Below are 24,705 nucleotides of genomic sequence, written 5' to 3' on the forward strand. Positions count from 1 at the left end.
TGAATAGTACAATCCAACAATAGTATAAGAAGTTTGCCCTGGTTCGTCAGTGAAACATCTCACATTTTATAGGAATTTTATCACACGTTTAATTAGAAATTTAATAGTTCATCTAGATTAGGAGTGGAAGATTTTGAGTTCTACATTTGCAAAATGGTATGATTTTTTTATGAATCCTTTGGAAAAGTGGAGATTTAAGAGGATTCGGAAAGAACTGCTATCAAGAGCAAGCGGGAGGGTGCTTGAACTTGGATCAGGAACAGGTGTGAATTTTCCATTTTACTCGAACGTTGACCAAGTAATCGCCATCGAACCAAGTCAGGATATGATTGACCGATCAAAAACACGAAGTAATTTAGCTTTGGTACCAATTGAGCTGATTAACGCAAGTGCTGAGAGTCTGCCGTTCGAAAATCATACATTTGATACCGTTGTCGCAACACTCGTTTTCTGTACAATCCCAAATGTCGACGAGGCGATTAAAGAGTTAATAAGAGTCTGTAAACCTAATGGGAAAATCCTTTTGTTTGAACACGTTAGGATGGAAAATACTGCGCTTAGTAACCTGCAGGAAAGGTTAACCCCCTTGTGGAAAAAGATTTGTGATGGCTGTTGTTTAGATAGAGAAACGTTGCAGGCATTCACTAAAAAAGGATTGGAAATAGTGGAATTCAATCAATTTTTCAAGGACCTGTTTGTGGTTGCTGAACTTAAAAATAGCAAGAAATAAAAAAATACCTCAGGCGAGGTATTTTTTAGTGTGTTCTCCTTGCAAAGTCGACAAAACGGAATTTGTCTGGCCTATGCCGTGATTCAGTATATTGAAAAAGGCTGGCATCTTCTAAATAAACATAGTTTTTAATGACGACAATATTATGAAAACCATCTAAATCTAATAAAGACCGATCTTCGGCCGTTGGTTCAACAACGACAATTTCCTTTTTTGCAAAGCTAATCTTTAAATTTAATTCGTTTTCAAGGTAGTCATAAATAGAATTCGCACAAATTTCTTCTGTGATTGATGGAACAAATTTTGCTGCAAGATAATCTTTATCGAGAATGATCTTCTTACCGCCAATTTCCCGCGTTCGAACAACCTTCCAGACCTGATCCTTGCCGGATAGTTGCAGCTGCTGTTTGATATAGGCATCAGGTTTGATAATAAGTGATAACTCATTGACAATGGTCCTTGGCTTCTTATCCATTTTGTCAGCCAGTTCCTTAAAACTAACCAAGCCTGAAACTGGAAAATCAAATTTATTAATATCGATGACAATGGAACCTTTTCCTCTTACTTTTTGGATGTATCCATTCTGAGCAAGCAGGTTTAAGGCTTTTCTAATGGTTTCTCTAGATGTATCGTACTGGTCCTTCAACTCATTTTCAGAGGGGAGAAGGGAATTAGGCAGGATTTCTCCTCTTTTTATTTGATCTACAATCGTATTGAAGATTATTTGATACTTGTTTGTCATAGTAAACTCCCATTATCTTTTCAAATGATAAACAATGGACTCGTAAGGTCGTAACGGTACTACTTTGCCAAGCGGGGCAGAGTCCTCATAATTTGAGAGTAACACAGAGTTTGACACCCCATCAATGTTTATTGTCATAGGGAGATCAAAAGTGATGTTTTTTCCATAAAAATTATTGACGACCAGCAGCATTTCTGTTTCTGTTTTTCTTACAAAAGCAAAAATCAAATCATGCTCTTCGGAAATCAATTCATAATCACCATTCGTTATGACATCATAATCTTTCCGCAAACGAATAAGTTCTTGATAATGATAAAAAACAGAGTTTGAATCCTTCATCGCATTTTCTGCATTTATTTTTGTATAGTTTGCAGCTGTATGAATCCAAGGGGTGCCAGTTGTAAATCCAGCATGTTCGCTAGCATTCCATTGGACTGGAGTACGAGAATTATCACGAGATTTTTGTTTTAGAATCTCCATAATCTCTTGTTCTGCCAACCCTTCATTTTTCTTTATTTTAAAGATATTAAGTGACTCGACATCACGGTAATCCTCAATTTTTTCAAAATTTGGATTGGTCATTCCGAATTCTTCCCCTTGATAGATATAAGGGGTACCTTGCATCATATGAATGGTCGTTGCAAGCATTTTTGCCGATTCTTTGTGGTATTGCTGATCATCACCGAATCTTGAAACCACACGCGGCTGATCATGATTGCACCAGAAGAGGGCATTCCAGCCGCCGCCTTTATTCATTTCCACCTGCCAATCTGACAAGATGTTTTTCAAAGCTATGAAATCAAAATCAGCTTTCGTCCATTTGTCTCCATTTGGATAATCCACTTTTAAATGATGGAAGCTAAATGTCATATTTAATTCTTCTTCTTGTGGGTTTGTATATCGAATGCAATTATCGATTGAAGTTGATGACATTTCACCAACTGTCATGATGTCATATTTTGAGAATACCTCTTGATTCATCTCATGGAGGAACTCATGAATTCTTGGTCCATCTGTATAAAATTTCCGTCCGTCACTGTCATCCTCAGGGAACTGCTGATTTTTGGAAATCAAATTAATGACGTCTAGTCTGAAGCCATCGACACCTTTTTTGAGCCAGAAATGCATCATTTCATATAAAGCTTGGCGGACTTTTGGATTTTCCCAATTTAAATCGGCTTGTGTAACATCAAATAAATGGAGGTAGTATTGACCAGTGGTTTCATCCCATTGCCACGCCGAACCGCCAAATTTTGATTCCCAGTTGGTAGGAGGGAGGCCTTCTTTACTATCCTTCCATATATAAAAATCGCGGTATGGATTGTCTTTTGAGGATTTTGCTTGCTTGAACCACTCGTGTTCAGTGGATGTATGGTTGATGACAATATCCATAATGATCTTGATGCCGCGCTTATGTGCTTCCGCAAGAAGTTGGTCGAAGTCTTTCATCGTACCGTATTCTTCTTGAATGCTGTAATAGTCGCTAATATCATAACCATTATCTCGGCCGGGGGATTTATAAATCGGAGTGAGCCAAAGAACATCTACACCAAGCTCTTTTAAGTAGTCGAGCTTTTCAATGATTCCTTGGATATCACCGGTACCATTACCAGTTGTATCATTAAAACTTTTGGGATAAATTTGATAAACGACTGCGTTTTTCCACCATGATGTTGACATGATATACACCTGCCTATATTTTTTGAGAATCTAATAATGAAAAGGAGGGAGATGCTCTCCCTCCTAAATTGGAGTTTTATTTTTTAAAAGAAATTTTGTTCATACCTGTTTTTGCAAAGATGATGGTTAAAATAAATGGAATCACAATCGCCACAAGCATAGCAATTGCAAACATCATCATGTGCTGCGGCTGGATAGAAAGGAATCCAGGAAGACCCCCGACACCGATTGAGTTTGCCATTACATCACTGCCTACAGAAATGACGGCTGCTACTAGAGAACCAATCATAGCTGCAAGGAAAGGGAAGCCATATTTTAAGTTAATCCCGAACATCGCTGGCTCTGTAACACCGAGGTAACAAGAGATCGCTGCTGGAATGGAAACTTGTTTTTCTTCTTCATTTTTACGATTGATAAAGATCATCGCTAGAACAGCTGAACCCTGTGCAATATTTGACAAGGCAATCATTGGCCATAGGTTTGTCCCGCCAAGCTCTGACATTAATTGAAGGTCTATCGCATTTGTCATATGGTGTAAACCTGTAATGACAAGTGGTGCATAAGCAAAACCAAAGATAGCAGCAAATAACCAGCCAAAAGCAGAGGTTAGACTTGAATAGACAACATCAGATATCCATGAACCAACTGTCCAACCGATAGGACCTAAAACAGTATGTGCAATTAATACAGTTGGAATTAACGCTAAGAATGGTACGACAATCATAGATATTGAATTTGGAACAATTTTTCTAAGTCTTAATTCTAAGAAAGAGAGTAGGAATCCAGCTAAAATAGCAGGAATTACTTGAGCTTGATAACCAATCATTTCAATTTGAGCAAAGCCAAAATCCCATGTAGGAATTTCTTCTGCCCCTGCAACGCCATATGCATTTAGTAATTGAGGAGATACTAACGTAATACCAAGGACGATACCAAGGATCGGTGTTGCACCCATTTTTCTGGCGACGGCCCATGTTATTCCGACCGGCAGGAAGTGGAACACTGCTTCACCTATTAACCAAAGAAAAGCGTGAACTCCAGCCCAGAATTGAGAAACTTCAACAATCGTTTTTGTTCCATCTTCAAGTAGCTTAATATCACCGATTACGTTTCTAAATCCAAGGATTAAACCACCAACAACTAGTGCAGGGATTAATGGTGTAAAGATATCAGCAAGGTGAGCAATCATTCGCTGCAGCCAGTTCATATTTTGCTTAGCAGCAACTTTTGCTTCTTCTTTCGTTGTTTCACTAACTCCAGCTACTTTGGCAAAATCATTATAGAACGTAGAAACATCGTTTCCGATAATGACCTGGAATTGTCCTGCTTGGGTAAAAGTACCCTTTACATGTTTAATTGCTTCAATTTTTGAAACATCTGCCTTACTTGGATCATTTAAGACGAACCGCATTCTGGTTACACAATGTGTAACAGCAGCGATGTTTTCCTTCCCACCAACATGTTCGAGCAGTTCTTTTGCCGGCTCAGTGAACTTAGTCATGACAATTTCCCCCTAATAGAAATGGAATTGAACCACTTCTTTACCTAATATTGTTTCCCATGTATTTACATGTTCACGTAGGTTTCTGCATTTGCTTCCAAACATGTATATACAAGTTTTTGTTTACGGTTACATTCTAACTTGTATATACAAGGTTGTCAACAAATATATTCTAGTTGTGAAATAGAGTAAAAATTGAGCACTAATAAGGATTATAGTAAGTATTATTACAAGTTCTTAACTTTTTAACTTTAACGCTTTAAACTATTGAACGAATTTTCAAAAAATGCTATGATGTTCTTGTTTAAATTCTTCTGAGTTTAGACCTCCTAAAACTGGAGCTTAGCCTTGACCACTAAGCTCTCCTTTAGCCTTTGACCTTGTTTCAAAGGTCTTTTTTTGTGCTATTGTTTAAAATCTGTATTTTATGAAAAACTAATATATTGTTGTGCAAATGAAGGAAAGGAGTGTTTTTTATGAAAGGGCAACTCACGCCATATTTTTCTTTTGACGGAAATGCGAAACAAGCTATGGAGTTTTATAGGGAAGTATTAGGAGCTGAAATAATCAATTTACAAACATTTGGGGAAGCCGATTACCCAACTCCACCAGGAGCGGATGATCGAGTCATGCATGGGCATCTCAAAAAAGGTGATATCTCGATTATGTTTTCTGATACATTCCCAGGGCATTCGGTTGTAGTAGGATCAAATATTTCGCTGACGCTTGAGCCAGAAAGTGAAGAGGAAATTCAAAATCTTTACGATGCTCTTAGCAAGAATGGAAAATCACTACAAGAGCTCGAGGATACGTTTTGGGGAGCTAAATATGCAAGGGTTCAAGATCAATTTGGCACCATTTGGGAATTAAATTATCAAAAATCCTAATTTTGGAAAACAAAAAGCACTTTTCATGGAGTGCTTTTTGTTTTCCAAAAAAAAAGAAAGTGGTGGGGCCACTTTCTAAAGGAGGTATTGTATCATGGGTTAGTACAGTATATGTACTTCATGGTACATGCATGTAGTGAACCTGTCCATTTTTAATAAATTTTTTAATCAAGGAATCGCTTTTTCATTTCCTTGGTTGGCAGCATACAGCTATCTTGTCTTCCAAACCATTTATACCGATTTTTTGCAACTACATCGTAAAAGAAATCTCTGAAGGAAGAGGGGAGGAATTGTAATATGGCTAAAGCTTTCCAAAATCCAGTTAAATTCCTACATATGCGTAATGCTGCACTCGATTTTGTATAAGCCCTTTGATTTTCAATAAAAACAAAACTGTCGCTCTCTTTTTCAAATCCATATTGTTTTAGTAATTTTTGTCCGACCTCACCTTGGAGAGAAGCAAATTTAAAGTGACCGTTTGGATCTCTTTTGATAATAAATTGTACGCTGCTATTACAAAGGTTACAGACCCCATCAAATAAGATGATTTTTTCCATATTTTCACCTAATTTCCTTGATGCTACATATTATTAGTATAGTTAAAAATTGCTTTGGCGCATAGCCAAAAATACTGGCGCATAACCAAAAATACTGGCGCATAGCCAGAATTACTGGCGCATAACCAAAAATACTGGCGCATAACCAGAAATACTGGCGCATAACCAGAAATACTGGCGCATAGCCAGAAATACTGGCGCTTAACCAGAAATACTGGCGCATAACCAAAAATACTGGCGCATAACCGTAAATACTGGCGCTTAACCAGAAATACTGGCGCTTAACCGTAAATACTGGCGCATAACCAGAAATACTCGCGCATAACCAAAAATACTGGCGCATAGCCAGAAATACTGGCGCATAACCAAAACACCTAATAAGAAAACCCATTTCACAAGGAAATAGGTCTCCAAACGTCACATATACAGCCCCGCCAAAAAGATCCCCAGTGTTTCTTCATATATCTCATCAAATTGAGTAAGAGGGAGGGGGTTGGTTCCCGTTCCAAGCTCGACGGTAAATCCTGGCCGCCTCCAGTCTTGTATAAACCAGTCCTTATAGCCAGCATAACTTTCGATTGTTTTAACAGCCTCATAACCACTGACTCTGCTAAACTCGTTAACCAGTATTTCAGATTCTGGAGGCTCCAGGTTTTCGAAGCCCCAGTAAATTACTCGACCCTGAGTATGAAAGGCGAGTACTCGGGCAAAATCACGCCGTCGTGTCAAATCAGCCATCGCGATGGCTTCAGGCTCCGACAATGGATGCTCACCTACATAATCCCGTGGACCCGGTTGCCCAGGGTTCCTAGCCTTCTCCAATTCCCAGCGAGCAGGGAACTGGTCATTGAGATCAACACCTCGAATATTTGCTTTCCAGCCAGAGAAATCAGTGCTGCCACGGTTAAGTTCTATTACTCTATTTCTCCATGTTTCATTTTCAGGAGGCCCATTCATGACAAGACTCACACCATCAGGATTTACCATAGGTACAATCGATAACATCGTTTGATTATATAACGGATAGGAAGTTAACCCTCGTATAGAGGTACCATTCGTAAGTGATAAACAATAATCATTCAAAAAAGTCATTAAAATCGGGGTGGTGATCCATTCATTCGCATGGAAGGAAGCATTATAGTGCACTCTTTTTCCGCCCTTGCCTATAAGAACCTCGGGAATGCGGTTGCCTAGTACAGAATTCCCAATATTAGTTACACGCAGAAAGGGATAAACATTTTGTAAACGAGCTAAATCGTTCATCGTCCGACTATAATCATAATGCTGTTTTCCTTGAACCAGTCTCCACGTAATACGTAATGGAACACGAACCGTCTGCCCAACCTGAAGTTGATTCGGATTCACATCTGGGTTTACAAGCAGCAGTGCGTCAAGCGAGAGATTCCTGCTTTGAGCAATTCTCCAGAAAGAGTCTCCGCGTCTAATTTGATAATCTTGAGCAGCAAACCCAGGAATACGAATCCGCTGCCCGGCGGTCAGAGAACTAGGTTGAATATCCCGATTAGAATCCAAGATTAGCTGCAGATTTATCCCATACAGTTGACTGTAGTACCATAATGAATCACCTTGCCTAACATAGATGTCCATGTAATCCTCCTGATGTTCAATAGTGGTTTTATTAAAAATGTATGCATCAGTGCTAAGCATTTATGTAGGTATGTTCATTATTAAGGTGTGGTTTTCGTGAGCGTGATGTAAAAATCCTAAAGCCGATTTGCACATAATTAAAAGAGTGCCGATTAGACACTCTATAGAAATTTTTATTGAGCGCTTGGCCCATTGTTGTAAAACAAGTAGGTTAGGCTTTGGTGTTAGGTCATATGAACAGTTTTAATGTGCTGAAGATTTAAAAAGACCGAATCTCCTTTTGCGGTTACTAATTCAACGAAATTATTTTTAATCCCTATAATTTTCCCCATAACATTTTCATTTTCCCCAATATTAAACACAATTAAGGTTCCATTTAACTTTTCAATCTGGACTTCGAATGATCGTGCGAATGTTATGTTAGTAGGATTTACGGGTAAATTTGCATTGCTTAACCCATAGGGACGCTGGCTGTTTGTATAGGGAATTAACCATTTTAAATGGTTGAGGGAAATAAACATTGTTTTGTATATAGGAGAGTAAAAAACGAAATAATTATTCATAATGCTGATAATGTAACCATGCAATGCTTGTTTACTGGTTACGTAGATTTCAGTAAAAATACCCTTTGCGGCTGTCAGGGTTTTTCTTAAAGAAATTTCCTCATTAGGGTTGAATATTGGAGATTGATCATCTGATAACGTTATGATTTCGTCAATTTCCTCTTTTTTCGGAAACTTCCAATTTTGAATATGAACGGTAGGAATATATAAATAATCATAACCATTATAAATAACCCATAAATCACTGCCAATGTCTATTAAGATTCCGCTAATTGGTTTATTCCCAGAGATTTCAAGTTTAATATAGGTGCCAATATGGTCTTTTAATTTCATTCCATCACACCCTTTCTAGTAAAATGATTCTACAAAAAGAGCGGGCTCCAACATACACGATTTAGGATTTAATGCCCTGCTCTTTATTGTAGTATTTATTATGGGAATGAGTTGGTATAGGAACAGAAGTGTTAGGGATATTCATTTGCTGGCATATGGTAAGGTAGGTTTAAATGCGTCTTTGCGAATTATTTCGATTTGGCCATCCAGAGAAAATGGTTCTACGGTCAAAATCACGCATGGCTGGTTCACCTGAAAAACGGGATGCTCCTACTTCCTGTACTTTAGGTTTTCTTTCTTCTTTCTTACTTTCTGCACTGTCCTTCTTGTTCTTTTCTATTTTCATAAGTGGATTTGTATCAATCGTCTGTTTTGCTTTTTTAACTTTATTCAATAACTCTTGTGTAGAATTTGCTGTTGCTTCTTTTTTTGGAATTTCAGATTTTACTTGCTCTCGAGCAGGCTGTTTTATTTGTGCTCTTTTATCGATGATGGATGCAGCTGGTTTTTGAATATTTTCTTTATCATGTTTAACAATGTTCTGAATCACAACATCTGTATTCTGTTTTTTAACTTCTTCTTTGGAAGCAAGAGGGATTTCAGTTTTTGTCCATTTATTTTCGCTTTTGCTGATTTGTTTAACATTTTCTTTCGTCTTCAAACTCTCAATTTGAGAATTTTGTTCTTTATCTTCTTTAACTTTTTTCCTTTCATTGTTGACCTTTGCAGATGGTGAAGTGCTTTTAATAGGTTCTGCCCAATTCTTTTTCCCATCATCTATTTGATTTATGCTTGATGTTGGGGTGACAATCGCACCATTTTCAACAATATTGACTATCTCAGGTTTATTGACTACTTCATTGACTACTTCATGTTTTTGTTGATTAGATTCTGACTTTATGAATACCTGAGTTTCAACATAATTGTCTTCTTTTTCATCTTGCTTACTTTCAGAAACAACCGATTGTGTTTCATTGTCTTCTTGTTGTTTTTCTTCTTTCACTTCTTTTCTATAGCCTTTTAATATATTTGAAATGTGAGAGATTTTAATTAAGATCCTTTCTTCACCATTGATTAGCGTAACAAAGTCCGCATCGACGATACTTAGAACGCCGCTGAAAGATTGTTTATTTAAGCACAAAATCGATACCCATGAATTCTTTAATGAGCTTAATAGGTCCGCTAAACTTTGCGTTTTCATAAATTCCGTGGTTATTTCTTCACCTTTATATTGTTTTGTGTTTTTCGTAATCGCCTGTATCTTATCAATGCTATAATAATAGACGTAATTATTTTCATCTTCTAGGATGATATGATCGGTCTCGACGCCCATTAATTTTCCTTTTATAATTTCTTCACCAACATATAGATTCACATCATAACCTTTTAGTAAATCTACGGTAGATGAAAAATTATCTGATCCCATTTAATGTTCCTCCTTAGGGTAAATTTGTCGCTTCTCTGGAGAAGCGACAAGAATATTAATTTTTTCATTGTCTTACTTGTGAATTTTCTGCACGAACGACCCTTTGTCTAACTACTTGCTTTTCTGTTTGAGACATAGTGTTTTCTTGAGAACCCTGATCCTTACTTTCTTCTTGTTTTTCACTTTCGATTTTTAATCCATAACTGACATTTCGGATATGCCACTTAGATACCCGAACAACTTCTTCTTTACTAATTAGCGATACAAAGTCTTTGTTTATTTCACTAATAACTCCTTCAAGTTTTTCTGGGCCTCCACGGTTAATTCTTACCCACTGGAATTTTAGGCATTCTAAAAGACCTTGGAAGTTATCGGCTTTTTTATATTCGAAATTCTCTGGAACCTCAATTCCAAGATCCATTGTGTCCTTTGAATTTTCTGTTACACTTTTGACATGGTGTGTATTGTAATAAAGCACACCGTCATCCTTGGTCAAAAGTACTAGATGGTCATCAAGAACAGCCATCAATTTTCCAATCCTTGATTCTGGACCGCCTCTATCAACCTTGATCGTCTTCCCCACTAAAGACTTCCACATGTCGTTATTCACAATATTTATCCTCCTTTAAATAAATAAACTTTTACACTGCATTTATATGTGTCATGGTGTGATGTTGTACTAAACGACAAGCCTTTTTTCTTATCTATTTGAAAAAATAGGCAAAAAAAAGGTATATGGAAACCATATACAGATTGAAAAGGTCAAAGAGCAGCCATTTCTGTTTTTAAGTAGTTATTTCTTTTCTCAATAAATCGGAGAAAGACATTTTTTTCTTTTATAAATTGTTTCTGGTCCAATTTTATATAAGGATCCGAAGAGATAAAAGGCTTTAGTGTTTGAAATTGACCTTCAATAATTGGTTCTAATGTTTCCAGATTAAAATCATATTCTAAGATAGAAGACAAGATTTCCTTGTATTTTTCCTTATATGGTTGAATATGGAGGAGTCGTCCGGTTAATGTATTATAACCACTTATAGGCACAAAGTCATGGTCTAACAATCTGCCATGAAGGTCTCTACCCCAAGTTCCGTCATAATCCCAAGGTGTAATTTCAAACACTTTTGTTTTGCTGTTTCGATAAAGAGCATAGTTATGAATAAAGCCATCAAAATTCTGTGTACAAACTACTCCTGCAAGCCATTTTAGGTATTTCTCAATATCAAGGTAATTTTCTACTTCTTTTGCAAATTCTTCATTGCTGTAAGTGTTGATTATTTCAATAAAGTTTTCTAAGAATGAAAGATCCTCTAGATCCCCATATTTTATCGTGTAACCCTCATCCAAACTTGATTTTAGTTCATTTTCTGGGGAGAGTAATGAGAAATTTGCAAAATAATTCGTAGCATATATGATCGCACCATCCGGAAGTTTTCTTTTCTTCAAAAGATGTTGATCAAATGATTCCAACTCTAAGTAAATACCTTTACAAAAACCATTTATATAAAGAAGTACATGCTTAGAATGAGGTGAAATCACACCAATACGATCGAAAAAATCAAGTGAGAGTTTGTTCCTGCTTAGCGATAAGTCATCGTATTCTGCATTTAGATGAATTTCGTGAGCACCATTAAAGAAGTATGGGCTTTGGAAAATGATATTATAGGACTTTTTCTTTTTCTTTCGGATAACATTTCCTCGATAAGTGAGTCCTATTTTGTAAAGCTTTCCTTCAATTCTTAATTTTGCTGGGACGTGTTCATCCTCCCAAATATCATCTTCCATCTTCTGAAGCCATTTTGGATTTATGAAGATTTCGTATTTTAACACGTAAATACTCCTATACATACATTTTTTCTAGATAGTATGCAATACCTTCGTTGAATGTGCAGTACAAACATCTATATATTCGATATAGGGCATGTGTTTAGGCTCGAGCAAATTGAAATGATTTATAAAAAATAAATGTTTGTCTATATCAAGTTCCACTTTATAACCATAAATTAGAAAGTGTAAAAACTATTTATGAAAGTGGTGGGAAACCAAGATGGGGAAAGACATGAAACAATTGCTGTCTATGGCCGAAGATAATGGAGTAGTTTTATTTCTAGATAACAATCCAGATGACAAGCAAGACAATAAATGTTTCTGCGGTAATTCAGATTCAAGTGGAAGCGAGGGATCTGAAGGCAGCAAAGGATCTAAAGGAAGCAGGGGTTCAAGAGGAAGTCATGGATCATGCGGCAGTGATGGCAGTAGAGGCAGCAAAGGATCTGAAGGAAGCAGGGGTTCAAGAGGAAGTCATGGATCATGCGGCTGTGATTGCAGTAGAGGCAGCAAAGGATCTAAAGGAAGCAGGGGTTCAAGAGGAAGTCATGGATCATGCGGCTGTGATTGCAGTAGAGGCAGCAAGGGTTCAAGGAAGCGTCCAAAGGGGCCAAAAGGCCGAAAAGGACCTAAAGGCAGAAAGGGTCGACGGAGTTCTGGTGGCAGTAAAGGATCAAAAGGCAGTAAAGGCTCCGGCGGAAGCAAAGGATCAAAAGGCAGTAAAGGCTCCGGCGGAAGCAAAGGATCAAAAGGCAGTAAAGGTTCCCGCGGTGGCAAAGGTTCCAAAGGTGGCCACGGTAAAGGATCCATGCGCGGTTATGGTTATGGCGGTCGCGGAGGATCTCAAGGCAGCAAAGGCTCTGGCGGAAGTAAAGGGTCCAAAGGCAGCAGAGGCTCTGACGGAAGTAAAGGGTCCAAAGGCAGCAGAGGCTCTGACGGAAGTAAAGGGTCCAAAGGCAGCAGAGGCTCTGATGGAAGTAAAGGGTCCAAAGGCAGCAAAGGCTCTGACGGAAGTAAAGGGTCCAAAGGCAGCAAAGGCTCACGAGGTTCAGGTGGAGCTAAAAAGAGGCCAAAAGGTCCAAAGGGAAGAAAAGGCAGCAAGGGGTCTAAAGGCGGTCGCCGTTCAGGCGGAAGCAGAGGCTCTGGTGGAAGTAAGGGATCAAAAGGCAGTCGTGGCTCTAGCGGCAGCGAAGGATCCAAAGGCAGTCGCGGTTCCGCCGGCAGCAAAGGATCCAAAGGCAGTCGCGGTTCCGCCGGCAGCAAAGGATCCAAAGGCAGTCGCGGTTCCGCCGGCAGCAAAGGATCCAAAGGCAGTCGCGGTTCCGCCGGCAGCAGCGGATCCAAAGGCAGTCGCGGTTCCGCCGGCAGCAAAGGATCCAAAGGCGGTCGCGGTAAAGGATCCATGGGCGGTTATGGTTATGCTAAAAACCGGAAGTCTAAAGGCAGTAAGGGTTCAGTCGGCAGCAAAGGGTCCAAAGGCAGTAAAGGTTCCGGCGGAAGCAAGGGGTCCAAAGGCAGTAAAGGTTCTGGCGGAAGCAAGGGGTCCAAAGGCAGTAAAGGTTCCGGTGGAAGCAAGGGGTCCAAAGGCAGTAAAGGCTCCGGTGGAAGCAAGGGGTCCAAAGGCAGTAAAGGCTCCGGTGGAAGCAAGGGGTCCAAAGGCAGTAAAGGCTCCGGTGGAAGCAAAGGATCAAAAGGGAATAAGGGCTCTAAGGGCGGTAAAGGTTCTAAAGGAAATAAAAAGGGAAGAGGAAATAAAGATTCTAAAGGTAAAAAAGGAACGAAAGGATCCAAAAAGAAAGAATAATGAATCCCAAACCGGTACTTCAGAGTACCGGTTTTTCTTTTTCCTGCTTCTAGCTAAACTGCTGCCTATGAATGAATCTATATGTGATTGCTAAGCTTCATATAGATGGGCATAAATCTATACGCTATTTAAAAAAACTTTCTAGTTACTCGCTGATTTACATAAATTCAAGATATTCGTTTAGTTCAAGCCCCCTAACAACTACGTATGATAAAGCAAAGGACAAGAGAAGAACAGAAAAAGGAGATCCGCAGAATGTAATTTTAGAATGTTGAAAGGAGAGAAAAAAATATATGTATCATCCATCGACGGTGATCATAACCATATTTGCCTTTATCCTAACCATGGTGATGATATTTATCCGTCCGAAAAATATGAACGAGGCCATTCCGGCAACTATTGGAGCTGTACTTGTTTTTTTTAGCGGAAGTGTATCTCTCACAGATTTATTAGATATAAGTTCAAAAGTAACCGGAGCCGCGATTACAATTATAGCGACAATCGTCATGGCCATCATTCTTGAAAGCTTTGGATTTTTTAAATGGACAGCTGCTTTGATGTTAAAAGTATCAAAGGGTTCGGGGATAAGATTGTTTTGGTATACATTACTGCTATGCTTTTTAATGACACTATTCTTTAACAATGATGGGAGTATATTAATTACCACGCCAATTTTAATTTTAATACTTAAACATTTAGGACTAAAGAAACGGCAAATGATTCCCTATTTACTAAGTGGTGCATTGATAGCAACAGCCTCAAGTGCACCTATAGGTGTAAGTAACATTGTAAACCTAATTGCTTTAAAAATTATCGGAATGGATCTTTATCTTCATACCGCTATGATGTTTGTACCTGGTACTCTAGGATTGGTATTCCTATCCTGTTTATTATTCCTTGTATTTAAAAAGGAACTGCCGCAAAAGCTTCGTTTCCATTCTTACTCGATTCCCTTACATCAAAATAACCGTTATCACCCTTTAAAGAAAAATTCTGAAGAAATTTTTGACAAACAAAAAAAGATTATGATTCAAATGCTAATATTTGTGTTTATTATGCGGATTAGTCTTTTCGTTGCATCGTTTATAGGAATATCTGTTTCGTTAGTAGCAGTAATTGGCTCAATCATACTTCTCGTGTGGAGATGGATTAAGATTGGAGTAAGTCCGAAGGATATGTTATTTAAAACACCATGGCATATATTAATCTTCGCATTTAATATGTACATCATCATTTACGGTCTTCATAATATAGGGTTAACTAACTTTTTAGTGGATCATTTAAGTTCTCTCGTTCAAGGCAGTTTGTTCCATGCTAGTATTACAATGGGTGTATTAACTGGGGTTTTATCGAACCTGTTCAATAATCATCCTGCATTAATGGTGGCGACCATAACTCTAACTGAAATGGGATTACAACCGCTTACACTGAAAACAGTATACCTTGCCAATATTATTGGAAGTGACATTGGATCTTTATTACTTCCGATTGGAACGTTAGCAACATTAATTTGGATGCACATCCTAAGGGCAAATAAAATTAACATAACTTGGCTGGAATATTTACGTGTTACCATCATCGTTATTCCTCCAGCATTAATTTTCACACTCGTGAGTTTGTATTTATGGCTTTTACTCGTTTATGTATAGAGGACTCACCAATAGGTGGTCCTTATTTTTGGGAACAATCTAAAGCATGAGTCTTTTCCTTATATGACCTTAAAAAGCCGATTGAAGACTGGGTAAAAGAAATATCCTATAAAAAATCCAAGTACATTTAATATCAGATCATCGATATCCAAACTGCCTCTATGAGTAATGTATTGCAGTAATTCTATTAACGAAATGTATATGATCGGGAGATATAATAGTCGTATAGGAGACCGTTTTTTTACCTTTAAAAATAAGCCAAATGGTATAAACAAGCCAATATTAGCTGCCAAATTATAAAAAGAAATCAAGCTGTTCACTTGTCCAGATAGATAATAGGATATGGTGGAAAAGGGTATAAGGTTTATGGTCTGATAGGTTTGGTTACCAGGTCGAAAGAATAACAACATAAATAAAGCGATAGAATAGAGTAGTAATAGATTACGAAAATGTAAGTATGAAAGCTCTATTGTTTCATTTCGTATGAATATTACAATTAAGATAACTGCTAAAACCATACAGAAAAAGACAACAACTAAAACAATAGGGTGGAGATAAGAGATCAATTGAAATAATACGCTCGAAAATGAAACAAAAAGAACAATACTTACTAATAAAGATATTAAAAGTGACTTTTTCATCGCACAATCAACCTCATTTATTATTTCTTTCATTATAACACCAACTCAACATGACCGTTGATTCAGCTTGAAATGAAGCTAGAACAAGCCCATTCCTTGGAGATCTGCCCTGCATATAGTAAAAAAAAAATTTTTCTATGGAGATGTACCATATGAATATGAGAATGTAAGTTGTTCCAGTCCTTTCATCAGAAAGGGCTTTTTTCCATTTTAGCATCCTAATTAATCAATTTTTTCAATAAAAATCTTGAACAATTCATTTGATTCCTGAATATATTTAATCAACGGCAGGATTGGAGGGAAGAAGATGAGTTTTCGTGCGAATCATTTGTCAGAACCACGCCAAAGGATTATCCGCCTTATTAAAAATAATGGTTCCTCATCCATGAGCGAGCTCGCTTCCTTCTTAGAAATTAGTAGTGAAGCTGTTCGGCAGCACCTTTTACAATTAGAAAAAGAAGGATGGATTAAACGATTTTCAGAAAACAATGGGATTGGCCGTCCTATCTTACACTATCGACTAACCAAGGCAGGGGAACATATGTTCGAAAAAGATTACGACCATTTAACCATTGAAGTATTAGATACAATGCTCCAGCAACTAGGAGATGATGCACTCAAAAAAGTCCTTTCTTCCATGGTTGAGGAAAGAATCTCTAAATGGGAACCTAAATTAAAGGGAATGACCACGGTAGAACGGTTGCATGCTCTAAAGGATTTCTATAAAAAAGATGATTCGTTTATGGAAATGGAATATAAAAATAATTCCTATTCCCTTATTGAGCGAAATTGTCCATTTCACAATGTTGCAATAGAGCGGCCAATCCTTTGCAGTGTTTCGGTTTCCGTTCTAACCCATTTATTAGGCTGTTCAGTTAAAAGAGTGAAGAAGCTTCAGAATGGTGATGACTGCTGCATTTTTCAACTTCTTTTAGATGAGCCCGTTAATGAAAAGACCTCTCGTATCATCATTGAGGATGAACTGTCCTAAAAATAACAAAAGGATGATGTGAACATGACGAGTGAGCAGTATTTACTTTTGCGTGAGAAATTCCCTAAATTGTTTAGCCAACAGTCGATTGATGAAAACGGCAGCTTAGCGGAACTTGCAAGTTTTTCGGAAGCGATTAAAGAATTGATAAAACTCTGTGGAGACGACCCGGAAAGAGATGGTTTGCAAGACACTCCATTTAGAATCCTTAAAGCTTTCCTTGAATCCACAGAGGGATATCGTGAAGACCCAAAGCTGCATTTAGAAAAAACGTTTGATATTCAACATAATGGATTAATTCTCATTAAGGATATTGAATTTTACTCGTTATGTGAACATCATTTTTCTCCTTTTTTTGGAATGGCCCATGTTGGTTATATCCCAAATGAAAAAATCACAGGACTTTCAAAGGTTGGCCGTGTAGTGGAAGGATATGCTAAAAGGTTTCAAGTTCAGGAGAGACTTACAACCCAAATCGCACAAGCCATAGAAGAGGTTTTAGAGCCGGAGGGAACGATCGTGATGGTTGAAGCAAAACATATGTGTATGTGCTCAAGGGGCATTAAAAAAGCGAATGCCGTTACGACAACCTCTAGTATTCGAGGTATATATGAAAAAAGAGCTGATTTACGTGCTGAATTTTATTCATTAATAAAGAATTCAAGGGAGTGAAGAAAATGGATAATCAAATAAAAATTTCAGATAATGGACCATTGGAAGTTAGCGGTGACTTCCAGCTCTATGATTCAGAAGGTAATGAATTTCCAAAAAAGCCGAAGGTTTATCTGTGCCGTTGTGGACTTTCAAATAAAAAACCATTTTGTGATGGATCCCATAAACGTGGAGGATTTGAAAGCAGTCCAAGAGTGTCAGGGGAATACAAATAAGGATGACATAATGTCATTCTTTTTTATATTTAATTTTGAAATAACAGCCTTTTTTTCAAAAAAAGAAGCAAAGGGAGGGTTTGTCTTTAACGTTATTTCATTCTAAAAATACTATAGTAATAAAAGGCAGGTGAGTAAAATGTATGTGGTCGGCTTTTATTCGCCAAAAGCGAAATCTGGTGTTACGGAATTGTCTTTATCCATCTATCATTGGCTTAAAATGAATACGTCTTTATCAACAGCATTCATTTCCTATGGAACTTTAGAAAAGGAAGGGCTTACAAATGAAGTGATCCATGAATTTTCTAAATTAACACTCACAAAACAAAAACAAATCGTCACAAACATGAAGAAGGAATATGACATTATCATTTATGATGCATCAAGCCAACTTTCTGAAGGCGTTTTAAAGCTTTTACCTATTGTGGATCGGTTATTTGTTGTTGGAGAAGAAAATACAGACTTTGCTGTTAAACTCCATCAAATTATCCAATTTGATAAAATCTTTGATAAAAGTGTAAAAAATTTCATTCAGCAATTAAAAGGGAACAAAACGTTTATTATTCGTGAGAACAAAGAGGGCAGAGTGATTGGTTTTAATCATACAAAAAAAGAAACAAATGATATCGGGCAAATGGTCTACAGAGATTATGTGACAAGATATTTGGAAGAAAAATTTATTGAAAAAAATGAAAAAGTATATAAAAAGATTAAGCGAATCCCAAAAGAAAGCTTATTTAGGGGCTTATACGAGCTTGGAATTGATTTTGAAAAAGCCCTTCTTTTCCATGAATATGTTCTGTTACGGGAAGCGTTAGGTCAAAATTATCCAGAAGCACTCGAAAACTTATTTCCTCTTCTCATACAATCCTCTTTTGAAGAAATCCTCGAGAAATTTCAAAACGAAATCAAATTTATAGCAAAATTAAAATTATCTTAAAAAGTCAGGACCCCTGACTTTTATTCATTGTTTGGACGATAAATACTTAACAAATGAAACAATTACGGTATAATATTATCTGGTAGAACTCCATTTCAAAAAATGATTGAAGTAGCAGTCTATTTCTATTACTATTTTTGTTAGAGTCAATTGAAAGTGAGTGGACAAGATGGGCCGTAAATGGAACAATATTAAAGAAAAGAAAGCTTCAAAGGATGCAAATACTAGTCGTATTTATGCAAAATTTGGAGTAGAAATTTATGTAGCAGCTAGAAGAGGGGAACCAAACCCTGAATCAAATCAGGCTTTAAAATTTGTTTTAGAACGAGCAAAAACATATAATGTACCAAGACACATTATTGACCGTGCCATTGAAAAAGCAAAAGGCGGATCAGAAGAAAGCTACTCAGAGCTTCGTTATGAAGGGTTTGGTCCAAATGGTTCAATGGTTATTGTCGATGCCTTAACGAATAACGTGAACCGTACCGCATCTGATGTTCGTGCTGCATTCGGTAAAAATGGCGGTAACATGGGGGTCAGCGGCTCGGTTGCATACATGTTTGATTCAACCGCTGTCATTGGTATCGAAGGAAAAACGGAAGATGATGTTCTAGAAATCTTAATGGAAGCAGATGTAGATGTACGTGATATTCTTGCAGAAGAGGAGCAGGTAATTGTTTACGCTGAACCAGACCAGTTCCACGCTGTACAAGAAGCATTTAAGAATGCTGGAATTACTGAATTTACCGTAGCGGAATTAACCATGCTTGCACAAAATGAAGTAACTCTTCCGGAAGACGCGCAGGCTAAATTCGAAAAAATGATCGATGTATTAGAAGAATTAGATGATGTTCAACGTGTGTACCACAACGTTGATTTAGGTGAATAAAACGACAAGAAGACCTTTGTTGTGAACAGAGGTCTTCTCTTTTGAGCGAGGTGACACAATCAGTGAAAATTCAAAATCCCAAAATTCCACCAGATTTAACTCCATTGGACTTCTATCTAAATGAAGAACTTTATTATGAAATGTGTTACATAAGTGATTGTTCTATCCGTAGTGAAGATATACATAGAATAAGATTTGAGCAAGTCGTTTTTAAGAATGTAATTTTTCACGATGTATCGTTTAAAAATATTGAATTAACGGACGTTATATTTGATCACTGTGACCTATCCAATACTGATTTTAGTAACGGAAGCATTCATCGTGTGGAGTTTAAAGATTCCAAAATACTTGGTCTTAACCTTTCAGACTCATCACTCGGAAATGTTCTGTTTCAAGATTGCAATGCCAATTTAATTTCATTTGGATATTCAAAATTAAAGCATGTTCGTTTTGATTTTTGTTCTTTAAGAAATGCTGATTACTTTGAATCTAAATTAAATCACGTATTTTTTAAAGAGTGTGATCTAAATGAAGCGAGTTTTGAGGGTACCCCGCTGAAGGGAATCGATTTAAGCAGCTGCACTTTTGAACAACTAAATGTATCGATTCCTGATTTAGTCGGATGTAAAGTTACTACAGATCAAGCCGTAGGATTTGCACGATTATTAGGCTTGATAATAAAATAAAAATATTCGGGAGCAGTCTCATTAGGTTGCTCCTTCTAACCATTCAAACAGATTTTGAAAACTCTACCAGCTGGACCTCAGCATGAAATAAAAATGAATACGACAAACTAATGAAAAAAGGGGATCATTTAATGAAACAAACTCTAGACTCTAAGGTACTTTCTGTATTAGAAGATAAAGTTCAATTAATTAAAACAGAAAAAGGTGCTATTTACTTAGTTGGACCAATAAAACTCCCAGTGAATTTATACGGCGAAACCGTTCAATTCAAATGGTACTGCTGGTTAAATTGTGATGAGGTAACAGAGGATTATGAAAGAATTATTGATAAATTGTCATCCTCTAATTTAGCGGAGTTTCAACAATCAAGTGTTTTAGTTTATGGGGACTTTGAATTTGGCGAAGACGCGATTATTCGTATGCATTCCATTTGTCATACAGGTGATATTTTCGGAAGTAAGCGTTGTGATTGCGGTTATCAGTTAAAAAAATCAATGAAAATCATTCAGGAACATGGAACTGGAGCATTATTCTATTTAGCAAACCATGAAGGAAGAGGTATTGGTTTATTCAGTAAAGCAATGGCCTATGTTCTTCAAGAAAACGGGTATGATACCGTTGAAGCAAATGAAGGACTTGGATTTGTGGATGATTCTAGAAACTATAGTGATGCCATCAGTGTTCTAAAGGCAATTCGTCAAAAACCCGTTACATTAATGACGAATAATCCTAAAAAATTAAACGCCTTAAAAGAAGCAGGTCTAGAGGTTTCAGGACGGCAGCCTTTATGGGGAGATATCTCTGAGTATAATGAGAAATATTTACAGACAAAAATAAATAAGTCTGGTCATCTAGAAGAAGATGAGGGGACTTGTCCAAATGACTAATCATGAATTTTATATGGATTTAGCTTTAAAAAATGCCCAGGCGATGAAAGGGCAGACTGACCCGAATCCGTTAGTTGGGTCAGTTATTGTCAATGATAACCGGGTAGTTGGGATTGGTGCCCACTTAAAAGCTGGAGAACCACATGCTGAGATACACGCGATTCGAATGGCTGGTGAGAAAGCAAAAGGCGGAACCATTTATGTGACACTTGAACCTTGCTCACACTATGGCAGAACCGGACCTTGTGCCGTAGCCATCGTAGAGGCAGGCATTAAAAAAGTTGTGATTGCCACACTGGATCCAAATCCAGTTGTAGCAGGGAACGGGGTAAAAATCTTAGAAGAGGCTGGAATCGAAGTAATTATTGGAGTGCGTCAAGAAGAGTCTCAACAAATGAATGAAGTATTTAATAAGTTTATTGTTGAGAAAACGCCATTTATTACACTAAAAGCAGGAATTACCTTAGACGGAAAAATCGCCACCCATTCTTTTGACAGCAAATGGATTACTTCTGAAGCAGCAAGAGAAGATGTCCACCATCTTAGAAATGAGAACATGGGGATACTAGTAGGGGTAAACACGGTCATAAAAGATAATCCCGAGCTTACTACACGAATACCAAATGGGCGGAATCCCATTCGAATTGTTTTGGACTCCACATTAAGAATTCCATTGAATGCTAAATTGGTTACTGATAAATTGGCGGAAACATGGATTTTTACTAGTGAACGATGCGATAAAGACAAGCGAAGAAATTTAGAGGACTTAGGAATAGCTGTTTTTCAAACGAGCGGATCAACCGTTAATCCTGCTGAAGTCTTACAAATACTAGGTGAAAAGCTCGTATCTTCCGTTTTAATTGAAGGTGGAGGAACGGTAAACTGGTCATTTTTAGAAAAAAAATTAATTGATAAAGTAGTGCTCTACGTTGCTCCAAAAATCATTGGCGGTCAGCATGCACCTTCCTTCCTTGCAGGGGCTGGTATGGATAAAATGAAAGACGCCGTTGAGTTATCAAATCTAGCGCTTCAGCAAATCGGTAAAGATTATAAATTTATAGGTTATCCAGTTTACACCCATGAGGAGTTATAAAATGAAATTTGGTTTCGATATTGATGACACACTCATCAATTTAAGAGAACACGCGTTTACGATCTACAATAAAAGATTAAATAAAAATGTTCCGATTAAGGACTTTCATGCATTAAATAGGGTAGAAATCCATGAACCCTTTGGATTATCTGATGAGCAGGGTAAGGAAATGTGGAATACTTCTTTAGAAGAGATTTATTATACCAATTGTCCTCCATTTCCTCATGCCGTTGAAACCTTGCAGGAATTAGACAAAAAAGGCCATGAAATTTATTACATAACCGCCCGACCAAAGGAACATGGGGAGCGGACAAAAAAATGGTTAAAAGATCAAGGCTTCCCGGTTAGAGATGACCGCTTTTACTATGGAATGCAGGATCATGAAAAGGTCGAAATCATAAAGGAACTAAAGTTAGACTTTTACTTCGATGATAAAGCTGAAGTTTTAGATACTCTAACACACGATTCCTTAAAAGTATTTGTAAGAGACCAGTCCTATAATCGACACTTACAATATACTCGGATTCGAGACTGGTCAGATCTTAATGAGATACTAAAAAATGTACTTAAGTAATATAAAAAAGTATTTGGAAAAGCAGGAGAGTTCGCCCTCCTGTTTTTTTGTTTTTTAAAAAATATTGAAAACGGAAGAAAAACGGAGTAATACAATGTGATTGATTATTGATTGCGTTTACATGTCGTTTCACAAAATTGTCACAATCATATATACTGTGTTTTGTTCACAACGGCTCTGACTTTCATGAGAGTTGAAAGTCAATTAAATATTGAAAATAGAAAGAGGTGCTTCATGAACAGTTACACATTGAAAAATCAATGGTTTGGTAACATCAAAGGTGATGTCCTATCCGGTATTGTTGTTGCAATGGCATTAATTCCAGAAGCAATTGCCTTCTCACTTATTGCTGGAGTAGACCCCATGATTGGTTTATATGCTTCATTTTGTATTGCAGTTGTTATTGCATTCGTAGGTGGAAGACCGGGAATGATTTCTGCTGCAACTGGTGCAACTGCCCTGGTAATGGTAACCTTAGTTGCCGATTATGGGTTACAGTATTTACTAGCTGCCACTATTTTAACTGGAATCATTCAAATTATTATGGGGGTCTTAAAATTAGGTCGTTTAATGAAATTTGTCCCTCGTTCAGTTATGGTCGGATTCGTTAACGCGCTGGCAATACTAATCTTTTCTTCGCAACTGACACATTTTGTTGGTGAAACCTGGGAAATGTATGCAATGGTCGGCGGGGCTCTAGCTATCATTTATATTTTCCCTCGTTTAACAAGGGTGATTCCATCACCATTAGTCGCAATAATCACGATCACAGTTATTGCTGTCATGACAGGAAGCGGGGTTCGGACTATTGGTGATATGGGTGAATTGAGTCAAACACTGCCATTTTTCTTAATACCTGATATTCCTTTTAATTTCGAAACGTTACAGATCATTTTTCCTTACTCACTATCCATTGCAATTGTGGGTTTGGTAGAATCTTTATTAACTGCTTCTATCGTGGATGACATGACGGATACCCCTAGTGATAAGAATAAAGAGGCAAGAGGGCAAGGAATTGCAAATATTGTTTCAGGATTTTTCGGCGGAATGGCGGGCTGTGCAATGATTGGACAATCTGTAATTAATGTGAAATCTGGAGGTCGTGGGAGATTATCTGCTTTAGTAGCTGGTGTATTTTTAATGGTGTTAATTATTCTATTAAATGATTTCTTGGTCCAAATTCCAATGGCAGCTTTAGTCGGAGTTATGATCATGGTTTCGATTGGAACCTTTGATTGGTCCTCTATAAAAAATATTCGCAAGACGCCGTTTTCCGATACCATTGTAATGCTTGCAACTGTTGGAACAGTTCTTATTACACATGATTTATCTAAAGGTGTTTTAGTAGGAATTTTATTAAGTGCTATTTTCTTTGCTTCCAAAATTTCTAAAGTACGAGTAACTACCTTGACATCTGTTGCTGCAGAGAGAAAAATCTACGGTGTTACAGGTCAATTATTCTTCGCTTCTGTTACAGAATTTGTAGATAGCTTTAATTATAGTGAAAATGTAAAAGAGGTAGTCTTAGATTTAACACAAGCTCATTTATGGGATGATTCAGCAGTCGGTGCAATTGATAAGGTGATGATTAAATATCACCAAAATGGCATAAAGGTCCACCTAATAGGGCTTAATAAAGAGAGTCATAAATTATTAGAAAAGCTTGCGGTCCATACCAAACCAGGCGGTCTTGAAAAAGCTGTCGGTCATTAAAATAGTTAGAAAACGCGTTGAAATCATTTCAGCGTGTTTTTTTATGAATTGTTCTTCACAAAATGATCATATTTTTCAATTATTACATCGTTCTTAT

The 24,705-nt window shown here is 37.3% G+C and carries 25 protein-coding genes; 14 read left to right on the forward strand and 11 right to left on the reverse strand.

Annotation, left to right across the window (positions count from 1 at the left end; all coding sequences use genetic code 11):
• The first annotated feature begins 133 nt into the window (after positions 1-133).
• Positions 134-730: a class I SAM-dependent methyltransferase gene (locus tag AC2TFD_RS15660; protein ID WP_484673520.1), complete on the forward strand. Its 597-nt coding sequence runs from the start codon at positions 134-136 to the stop codon at positions 728-730.
• A 25-nt stretch (positions 731-755) separates the two neighbouring features.
• On the opposite strand, the gene treR is transcribed toward AC2TFD_RS15660, so the two are convergent.
• The 3 genes from treR to treP form a co-directional block, all read right to left on the reverse strand.
• Positions 756-1,472: a trehalose operon repressor gene (gene treR, locus AC2TFD_RS15665; RefSeq protein ID WP_484673521.1), complete on the reverse strand. Its 717-nt coding sequence runs from the start codon at positions 1,470-1,472 to the stop codon at positions 756-758.
• Between the two features lie 12 nt (positions 1,473-1,484).
• Positions 1,485-3,152: an alpha,alpha-phosphotrehalase gene (gene treC, locus AC2TFD_RS15670; protein ID WP_484673522.1), complete on the reverse strand. Its 1,668-nt coding sequence runs from the start codon at positions 3,150-3,152 to the stop codon at positions 1,485-1,487.
• 76 nt (positions 3,153-3,228) lie between these two features.
• Positions 3,229-4,653 (reverse strand): PTS system trehalose-specific EIIBC component, encoded by a 1,425-nt coding sequence (treP, locus tag AC2TFD_RS15675; RefSeq protein ID WP_484673523.1) that lies wholly within the window; start codon positions 4,651-4,653, stop codon positions 3,229-3,231.
• 476 nt (positions 4,654-5,129) lie between these two features.
• Here treP and AC2TFD_RS15680 point away from each other — a divergent pair, with 476 nt between their 5' ends.
• On the forward strand, positions 5,130-5,540 hold the full coding sequence (locus AC2TFD_RS15680; RefSeq protein WP_484673524.1) for a VOC family protein: 411 nt from the start codon (positions 5,130-5,132) through the stop codon (positions 5,538-5,540).
• Positions 5,541-5,704: 164 nt separating this feature from the next.
• Here AC2TFD_RS15680 and AC2TFD_RS15685 read toward each other — a convergent pair whose 3' ends face one another.
• The 7 genes from AC2TFD_RS15685 to AC2TFD_RS15715 form a co-directional block, all read right to left on the reverse strand.
• Positions 5,705-6,097, reverse strand: coding sequence for a thiol-disulfide oxidoreductase DCC family protein (locus AC2TFD_RS15685; protein ID WP_484673525.1), 393 nt, complete (start codon positions 6,095-6,097; stop codon positions 5,705-5,707).
• A 4-nt stretch (positions 6,098-6,101) separates the two neighbouring features.
• Complete coding sequence (locus AC2TFD_RS15690; RefSeq protein WP_484673526.1) at positions 6,102-6,518, reverse strand: hypothetical protein; 417 nt, start codon at positions 6,516-6,518, stop codon at positions 6,102-6,104.
• The gene (locus AC2TFD_RS15695) at positions 6,515-7,705 is read right to left on the reverse strand and encodes a M14 family metallopeptidase (RefSeq protein WP_484673527.1); all 1,191 of its coding nucleotides are present in this window, start codon (positions 7,703-7,705) and stop codon (positions 6,515-6,517) included. The genes AC2TFD_RS15690 and AC2TFD_RS15695 overlap by 4 nt, the downstream gene beginning before the upstream one ends.
• A 224-nt stretch (positions 7,706-7,929) precedes the next feature.
• Complete coding sequence (locus tag AC2TFD_RS15700) at positions 7,930-8,601, reverse strand: DUF2642 domain-containing protein (protein WP_484673528.1); 672 nt, start codon at positions 8,599-8,601, stop codon at positions 7,930-7,932.
• 169 nt (positions 8,602-8,770) lie between these two features.
• Positions 8,771-10,027: a hypothetical protein gene (locus AC2TFD_RS15705; RefSeq protein ID WP_484673529.1), complete on the reverse strand. Its 1,257-nt coding sequence runs from the start codon at positions 10,025-10,027 to the stop codon at positions 8,771-8,773.
• Between the two features lie 64 nt (positions 10,028-10,091).
• Complete coding sequence (locus AC2TFD_RS15710) at positions 10,092-10,637, reverse strand: hypothetical protein (RefSeq protein WP_484673530.1); 546 nt, start codon at positions 10,635-10,637, stop codon at positions 10,092-10,094.
• A gap of 152 nt (positions 10,638-10,789) precedes the next feature.
• Entirely contained in the window at positions 10,790-11,857 is a 1,068-nt protein-coding gene (locus AC2TFD_RS15715; RefSeq protein ID WP_484673531.1) for a CotH kinase family protein, read from the reverse strand.
• A 293-nt stretch (positions 11,858-12,150) separates the two neighbouring features.
• Here AC2TFD_RS15715 and AC2TFD_RS15720 point away from each other — a divergent pair, with 293 nt between their 5' ends.
• Entirely contained in the window at positions 12,151-13,752 is a 1,602-nt protein-coding gene (locus tag AC2TFD_RS15720) for a hypothetical protein (RefSeq protein WP_484673532.1), read from the forward strand.
• Positions 13,753-13,951: 199 nt separating this feature from the next.
• Positions 13,952-15,307: an arsenic transporter gene (locus AC2TFD_RS15725; RefSeq protein WP_484673533.1), complete on the forward strand. Its 1,356-nt coding sequence runs from the start codon at positions 13,952-13,954 to the stop codon at positions 15,305-15,307.
• 59 nt (positions 15,308-15,366) lie between these two features.
• Here the strand turns inward: AC2TFD_RS15725 and AC2TFD_RS15730 are convergent, their stop codons facing one another.
• Positions 15,367-15,981: a VanZ family protein gene (locus AC2TFD_RS15730; protein WP_484673534.1), complete on the reverse strand. Its 615-nt coding sequence runs from the start codon at positions 15,979-15,981 to the stop codon at positions 15,367-15,369.
• Positions 15,982-16,255: 274 nt separating this feature from the next.
• Between AC2TFD_RS15730 and AC2TFD_RS15735 the strand changes: the two genes are divergently transcribed.
• From AC2TFD_RS15735 to AC2TFD_RS15780, 10 genes are all read left to right on the forward strand, one after another.
• The gene (locus AC2TFD_RS15735) at positions 16,256-16,939 is read left to right on the forward strand and encodes a helix-turn-helix transcriptional regulator (protein WP_484673535.1); all 684 of its coding nucleotides are present in this window, start codon (positions 16,256-16,258) and stop codon (positions 16,937-16,939) included.
• A gap of 24 nt (positions 16,940-16,963) precedes the next feature.
• The gene (gene folE, locus AC2TFD_RS15740) at positions 16,964-17,611 is read left to right on the forward strand and encodes a GTP cyclohydrolase I FolE (RefSeq protein WP_484673536.1); all 648 of its coding nucleotides are present in this window, start codon (positions 16,964-16,966) and stop codon (positions 17,609-17,611) included.
• 5 nt (positions 17,612-17,616) lie between these two features.
• Positions 17,617-17,826 (forward strand): CDGSH iron-sulfur domain-containing protein, encoded by a 210-nt coding sequence (locus tag AC2TFD_RS15745; RefSeq protein WP_484673537.1) that lies wholly within the window; start codon positions 17,617-17,619, stop codon positions 17,824-17,826.
• A 139-nt stretch (positions 17,827-17,965) separates the two neighbouring features.
• Positions 17,966-18,766, forward strand: coding sequence for a hypothetical protein (locus AC2TFD_RS15750; RefSeq protein ID WP_484673538.1), 801 nt, complete (start codon positions 17,966-17,968; stop codon positions 18,764-18,766).
• Positions 18,767-18,935: 169 nt separating this feature from the next.
• Positions 18,936-19,655, forward strand: coding sequence for a YebC/PmpR family DNA-binding transcriptional regulator (locus tag AC2TFD_RS15755; RefSeq protein WP_484673539.1), 720 nt, complete (start codon positions 18,936-18,938; stop codon positions 19,653-19,655).
• Positions 19,656-19,717: 62 nt separating this feature from the next.
• Positions 19,718-20,341: a pentapeptide repeat-containing protein gene (locus tag AC2TFD_RS15760; RefSeq protein ID WP_484673540.1), complete on the forward strand. Its 624-nt coding sequence runs from the start codon at positions 19,718-19,720 to the stop codon at positions 20,339-20,341.
• A 131-nt stretch (positions 20,342-20,472) separates the two neighbouring features.
• On the forward strand, positions 20,473-21,228 hold the full coding sequence (locus AC2TFD_RS15765; RefSeq protein WP_484673541.1) for a GTP cyclohydrolase II: 756 nt from the start codon (positions 20,473-20,475) through the stop codon (positions 21,226-21,228).
• A complete protein-coding gene (ribD, locus tag AC2TFD_RS15770) occupies positions 21,221-22,321 on the forward strand; it encodes a bifunctional diaminohydroxyphosphoribosylaminopyrimidine deaminase/5-amino-6-(5-phosphoribosylamino)uracil reductase RibD (RefSeq protein WP_484673542.1) in 1,101 nt (366 codons plus the stop codon). The genes AC2TFD_RS15765 and ribD overlap by 8 nt, the downstream gene beginning before the upstream one ends.
• Before the next feature lies 1 nt (position 22,322).
• Positions 22,323-22,895: a 5' nucleotidase, NT5C type gene (locus tag AC2TFD_RS15775; RefSeq protein WP_484673543.1), complete on the forward strand. Its 573-nt coding sequence runs from the start codon at positions 22,323-22,325 to the stop codon at positions 22,893-22,895.
• Positions 22,896-23,129: 234 nt separating this feature from the next.
• Complete coding sequence (locus AC2TFD_RS15780; protein ID WP_484673544.1) at positions 23,130-24,608, forward strand: SulP family inorganic anion transporter; 1,479 nt, start codon at positions 23,130-23,132, stop codon at positions 24,606-24,608.
• Positions 24,609-24,705: the final 97 nt, after the last annotated feature.

This window comes from Neobacillus sp. plas4, assembly GCF_057221695.1.

Bases quoted from the DNA above. Each gene is read 5' to 3' on its own strand.
- ribD (WP_484673542.1), top strand. From the start codon at position 21,221: ATGACTAATCATGAATTTTATATGGATTTAGCTTTAAAAAATGCCCAG.
- AC2TFD_RS15755 (WP_484673539.1), top strand. From the start codon at position 18,936: ATGGGCCGTAAATGGAACAATATTAAAGAAAAGAAAGCTTCAAAGGAT.
- treC (WP_484673522.1), bottom strand. From the start codon at position 3,152: ATGTCAACATCATGGTGGAAAAACGCAGTCGTTTATCAAATTTATCCC.
- AC2TFD_RS15765 (WP_484673541.1), top strand. From the start codon at position 20,473: ATGAAACAAACTCTAGACTCTAAGGTACTTTCTGTATTAGAAGATAAA.
- AC2TFD_RS15725 (WP_484673533.1), top strand. From the start codon at position 13,952: ATGTATCATCCATCGACGGTGATCATAACCATATTTGCCTTTATCCTA.
- treR (WP_484673521.1), bottom strand. From the start codon at position 1,472: ATGACAAACAAGTATCAAATAATCTTCAATACGATTGTAGATCAAATA.
- treP (WP_484673523.1), bottom strand. From the start codon at position 4,653: ATGACTAAGTTCACTGAGCCGGCAAAAGAACTGCTCGAACATGTTGGT.
- AC2TFD_RS15720 (WP_484673532.1), top strand. From the start codon at position 12,151: ATGACAAGCAAGACAATAAATGTTTCTGCGGTAATTCAGATTCAAGTG.
- AC2TFD_RS15750 (WP_484673538.1), top strand. From the start codon at position 17,966: ATGTATGTGGTCGGCTTTTATTCGCCAAAAGCGAAATCTGGTGTTACG.
- folE (WP_484673536.1), top strand. From the start codon at position 16,964: ATGACGAGTGAGCAGTATTTACTTTTGCGTGAGAAATTCCCTAAATTG.
- AC2TFD_RS15705 (WP_484673529.1), bottom strand. From the start codon at position 10,027: ATGGGATCAGATAATTTTTCATCTACCGTAGATTTACTAAAAGGTTAT.
- AC2TFD_RS15745 (WP_484673537.1), top strand. From the start codon at position 17,617: ATGGATAATCAAATAAAAATTTCAGATAATGGACCATTGGAAGTTAGC.
- AC2TFD_RS15680 (WP_484673524.1), top strand. From the start codon at position 5,130: ATGAAAGGGCAACTCACGCCATATTTTTCTTTTGACGGAAATGCGAAA.
- AC2TFD_RS15695 (WP_484673527.1), bottom strand. From the start codon at position 7,705: ATGGACATCTATGTTAGGCAAGGTGATTCATTATGGTACTACAGTCAA.
- AC2TFD_RS15730 (WP_484673534.1), bottom strand. From the start codon at position 15,981: ATGAAAGAAATAATAAATGAGGTTGATTGTGCGATGAAAAAGTCACTT.
- AC2TFD_RS15735 (WP_484673535.1), top strand. From the start codon at position 16,256: ATGAGTTTTCGTGCGAATCATTTGTCAGAACCACGCCAAAGGATTATC.
- AC2TFD_RS15780 (WP_484673544.1), top strand. From the start codon at position 23,130: ATGAACAGTTACACATTGAAAAATCAATGGTTTGGTAACATCAAAGGT.
- AC2TFD_RS15775 (WP_484673543.1), top strand. From the start codon at position 22,323: ATGAAATTTGGTTTCGATATTGATGACACACTCATCAATTTAAGAGAA.
- AC2TFD_RS15685 (WP_484673525.1), bottom strand. From the start codon at position 6,097: ATGGAAAAAATCATCTTATTTGATGGGGTCTGTAACCTTTGTAATAGC.
- AC2TFD_RS15700 (WP_484673528.1), bottom strand. From the start codon at position 8,601: ATGAAATTAAAAGACCATATTGGCACCTATATTAAACTTGAAATCTCT.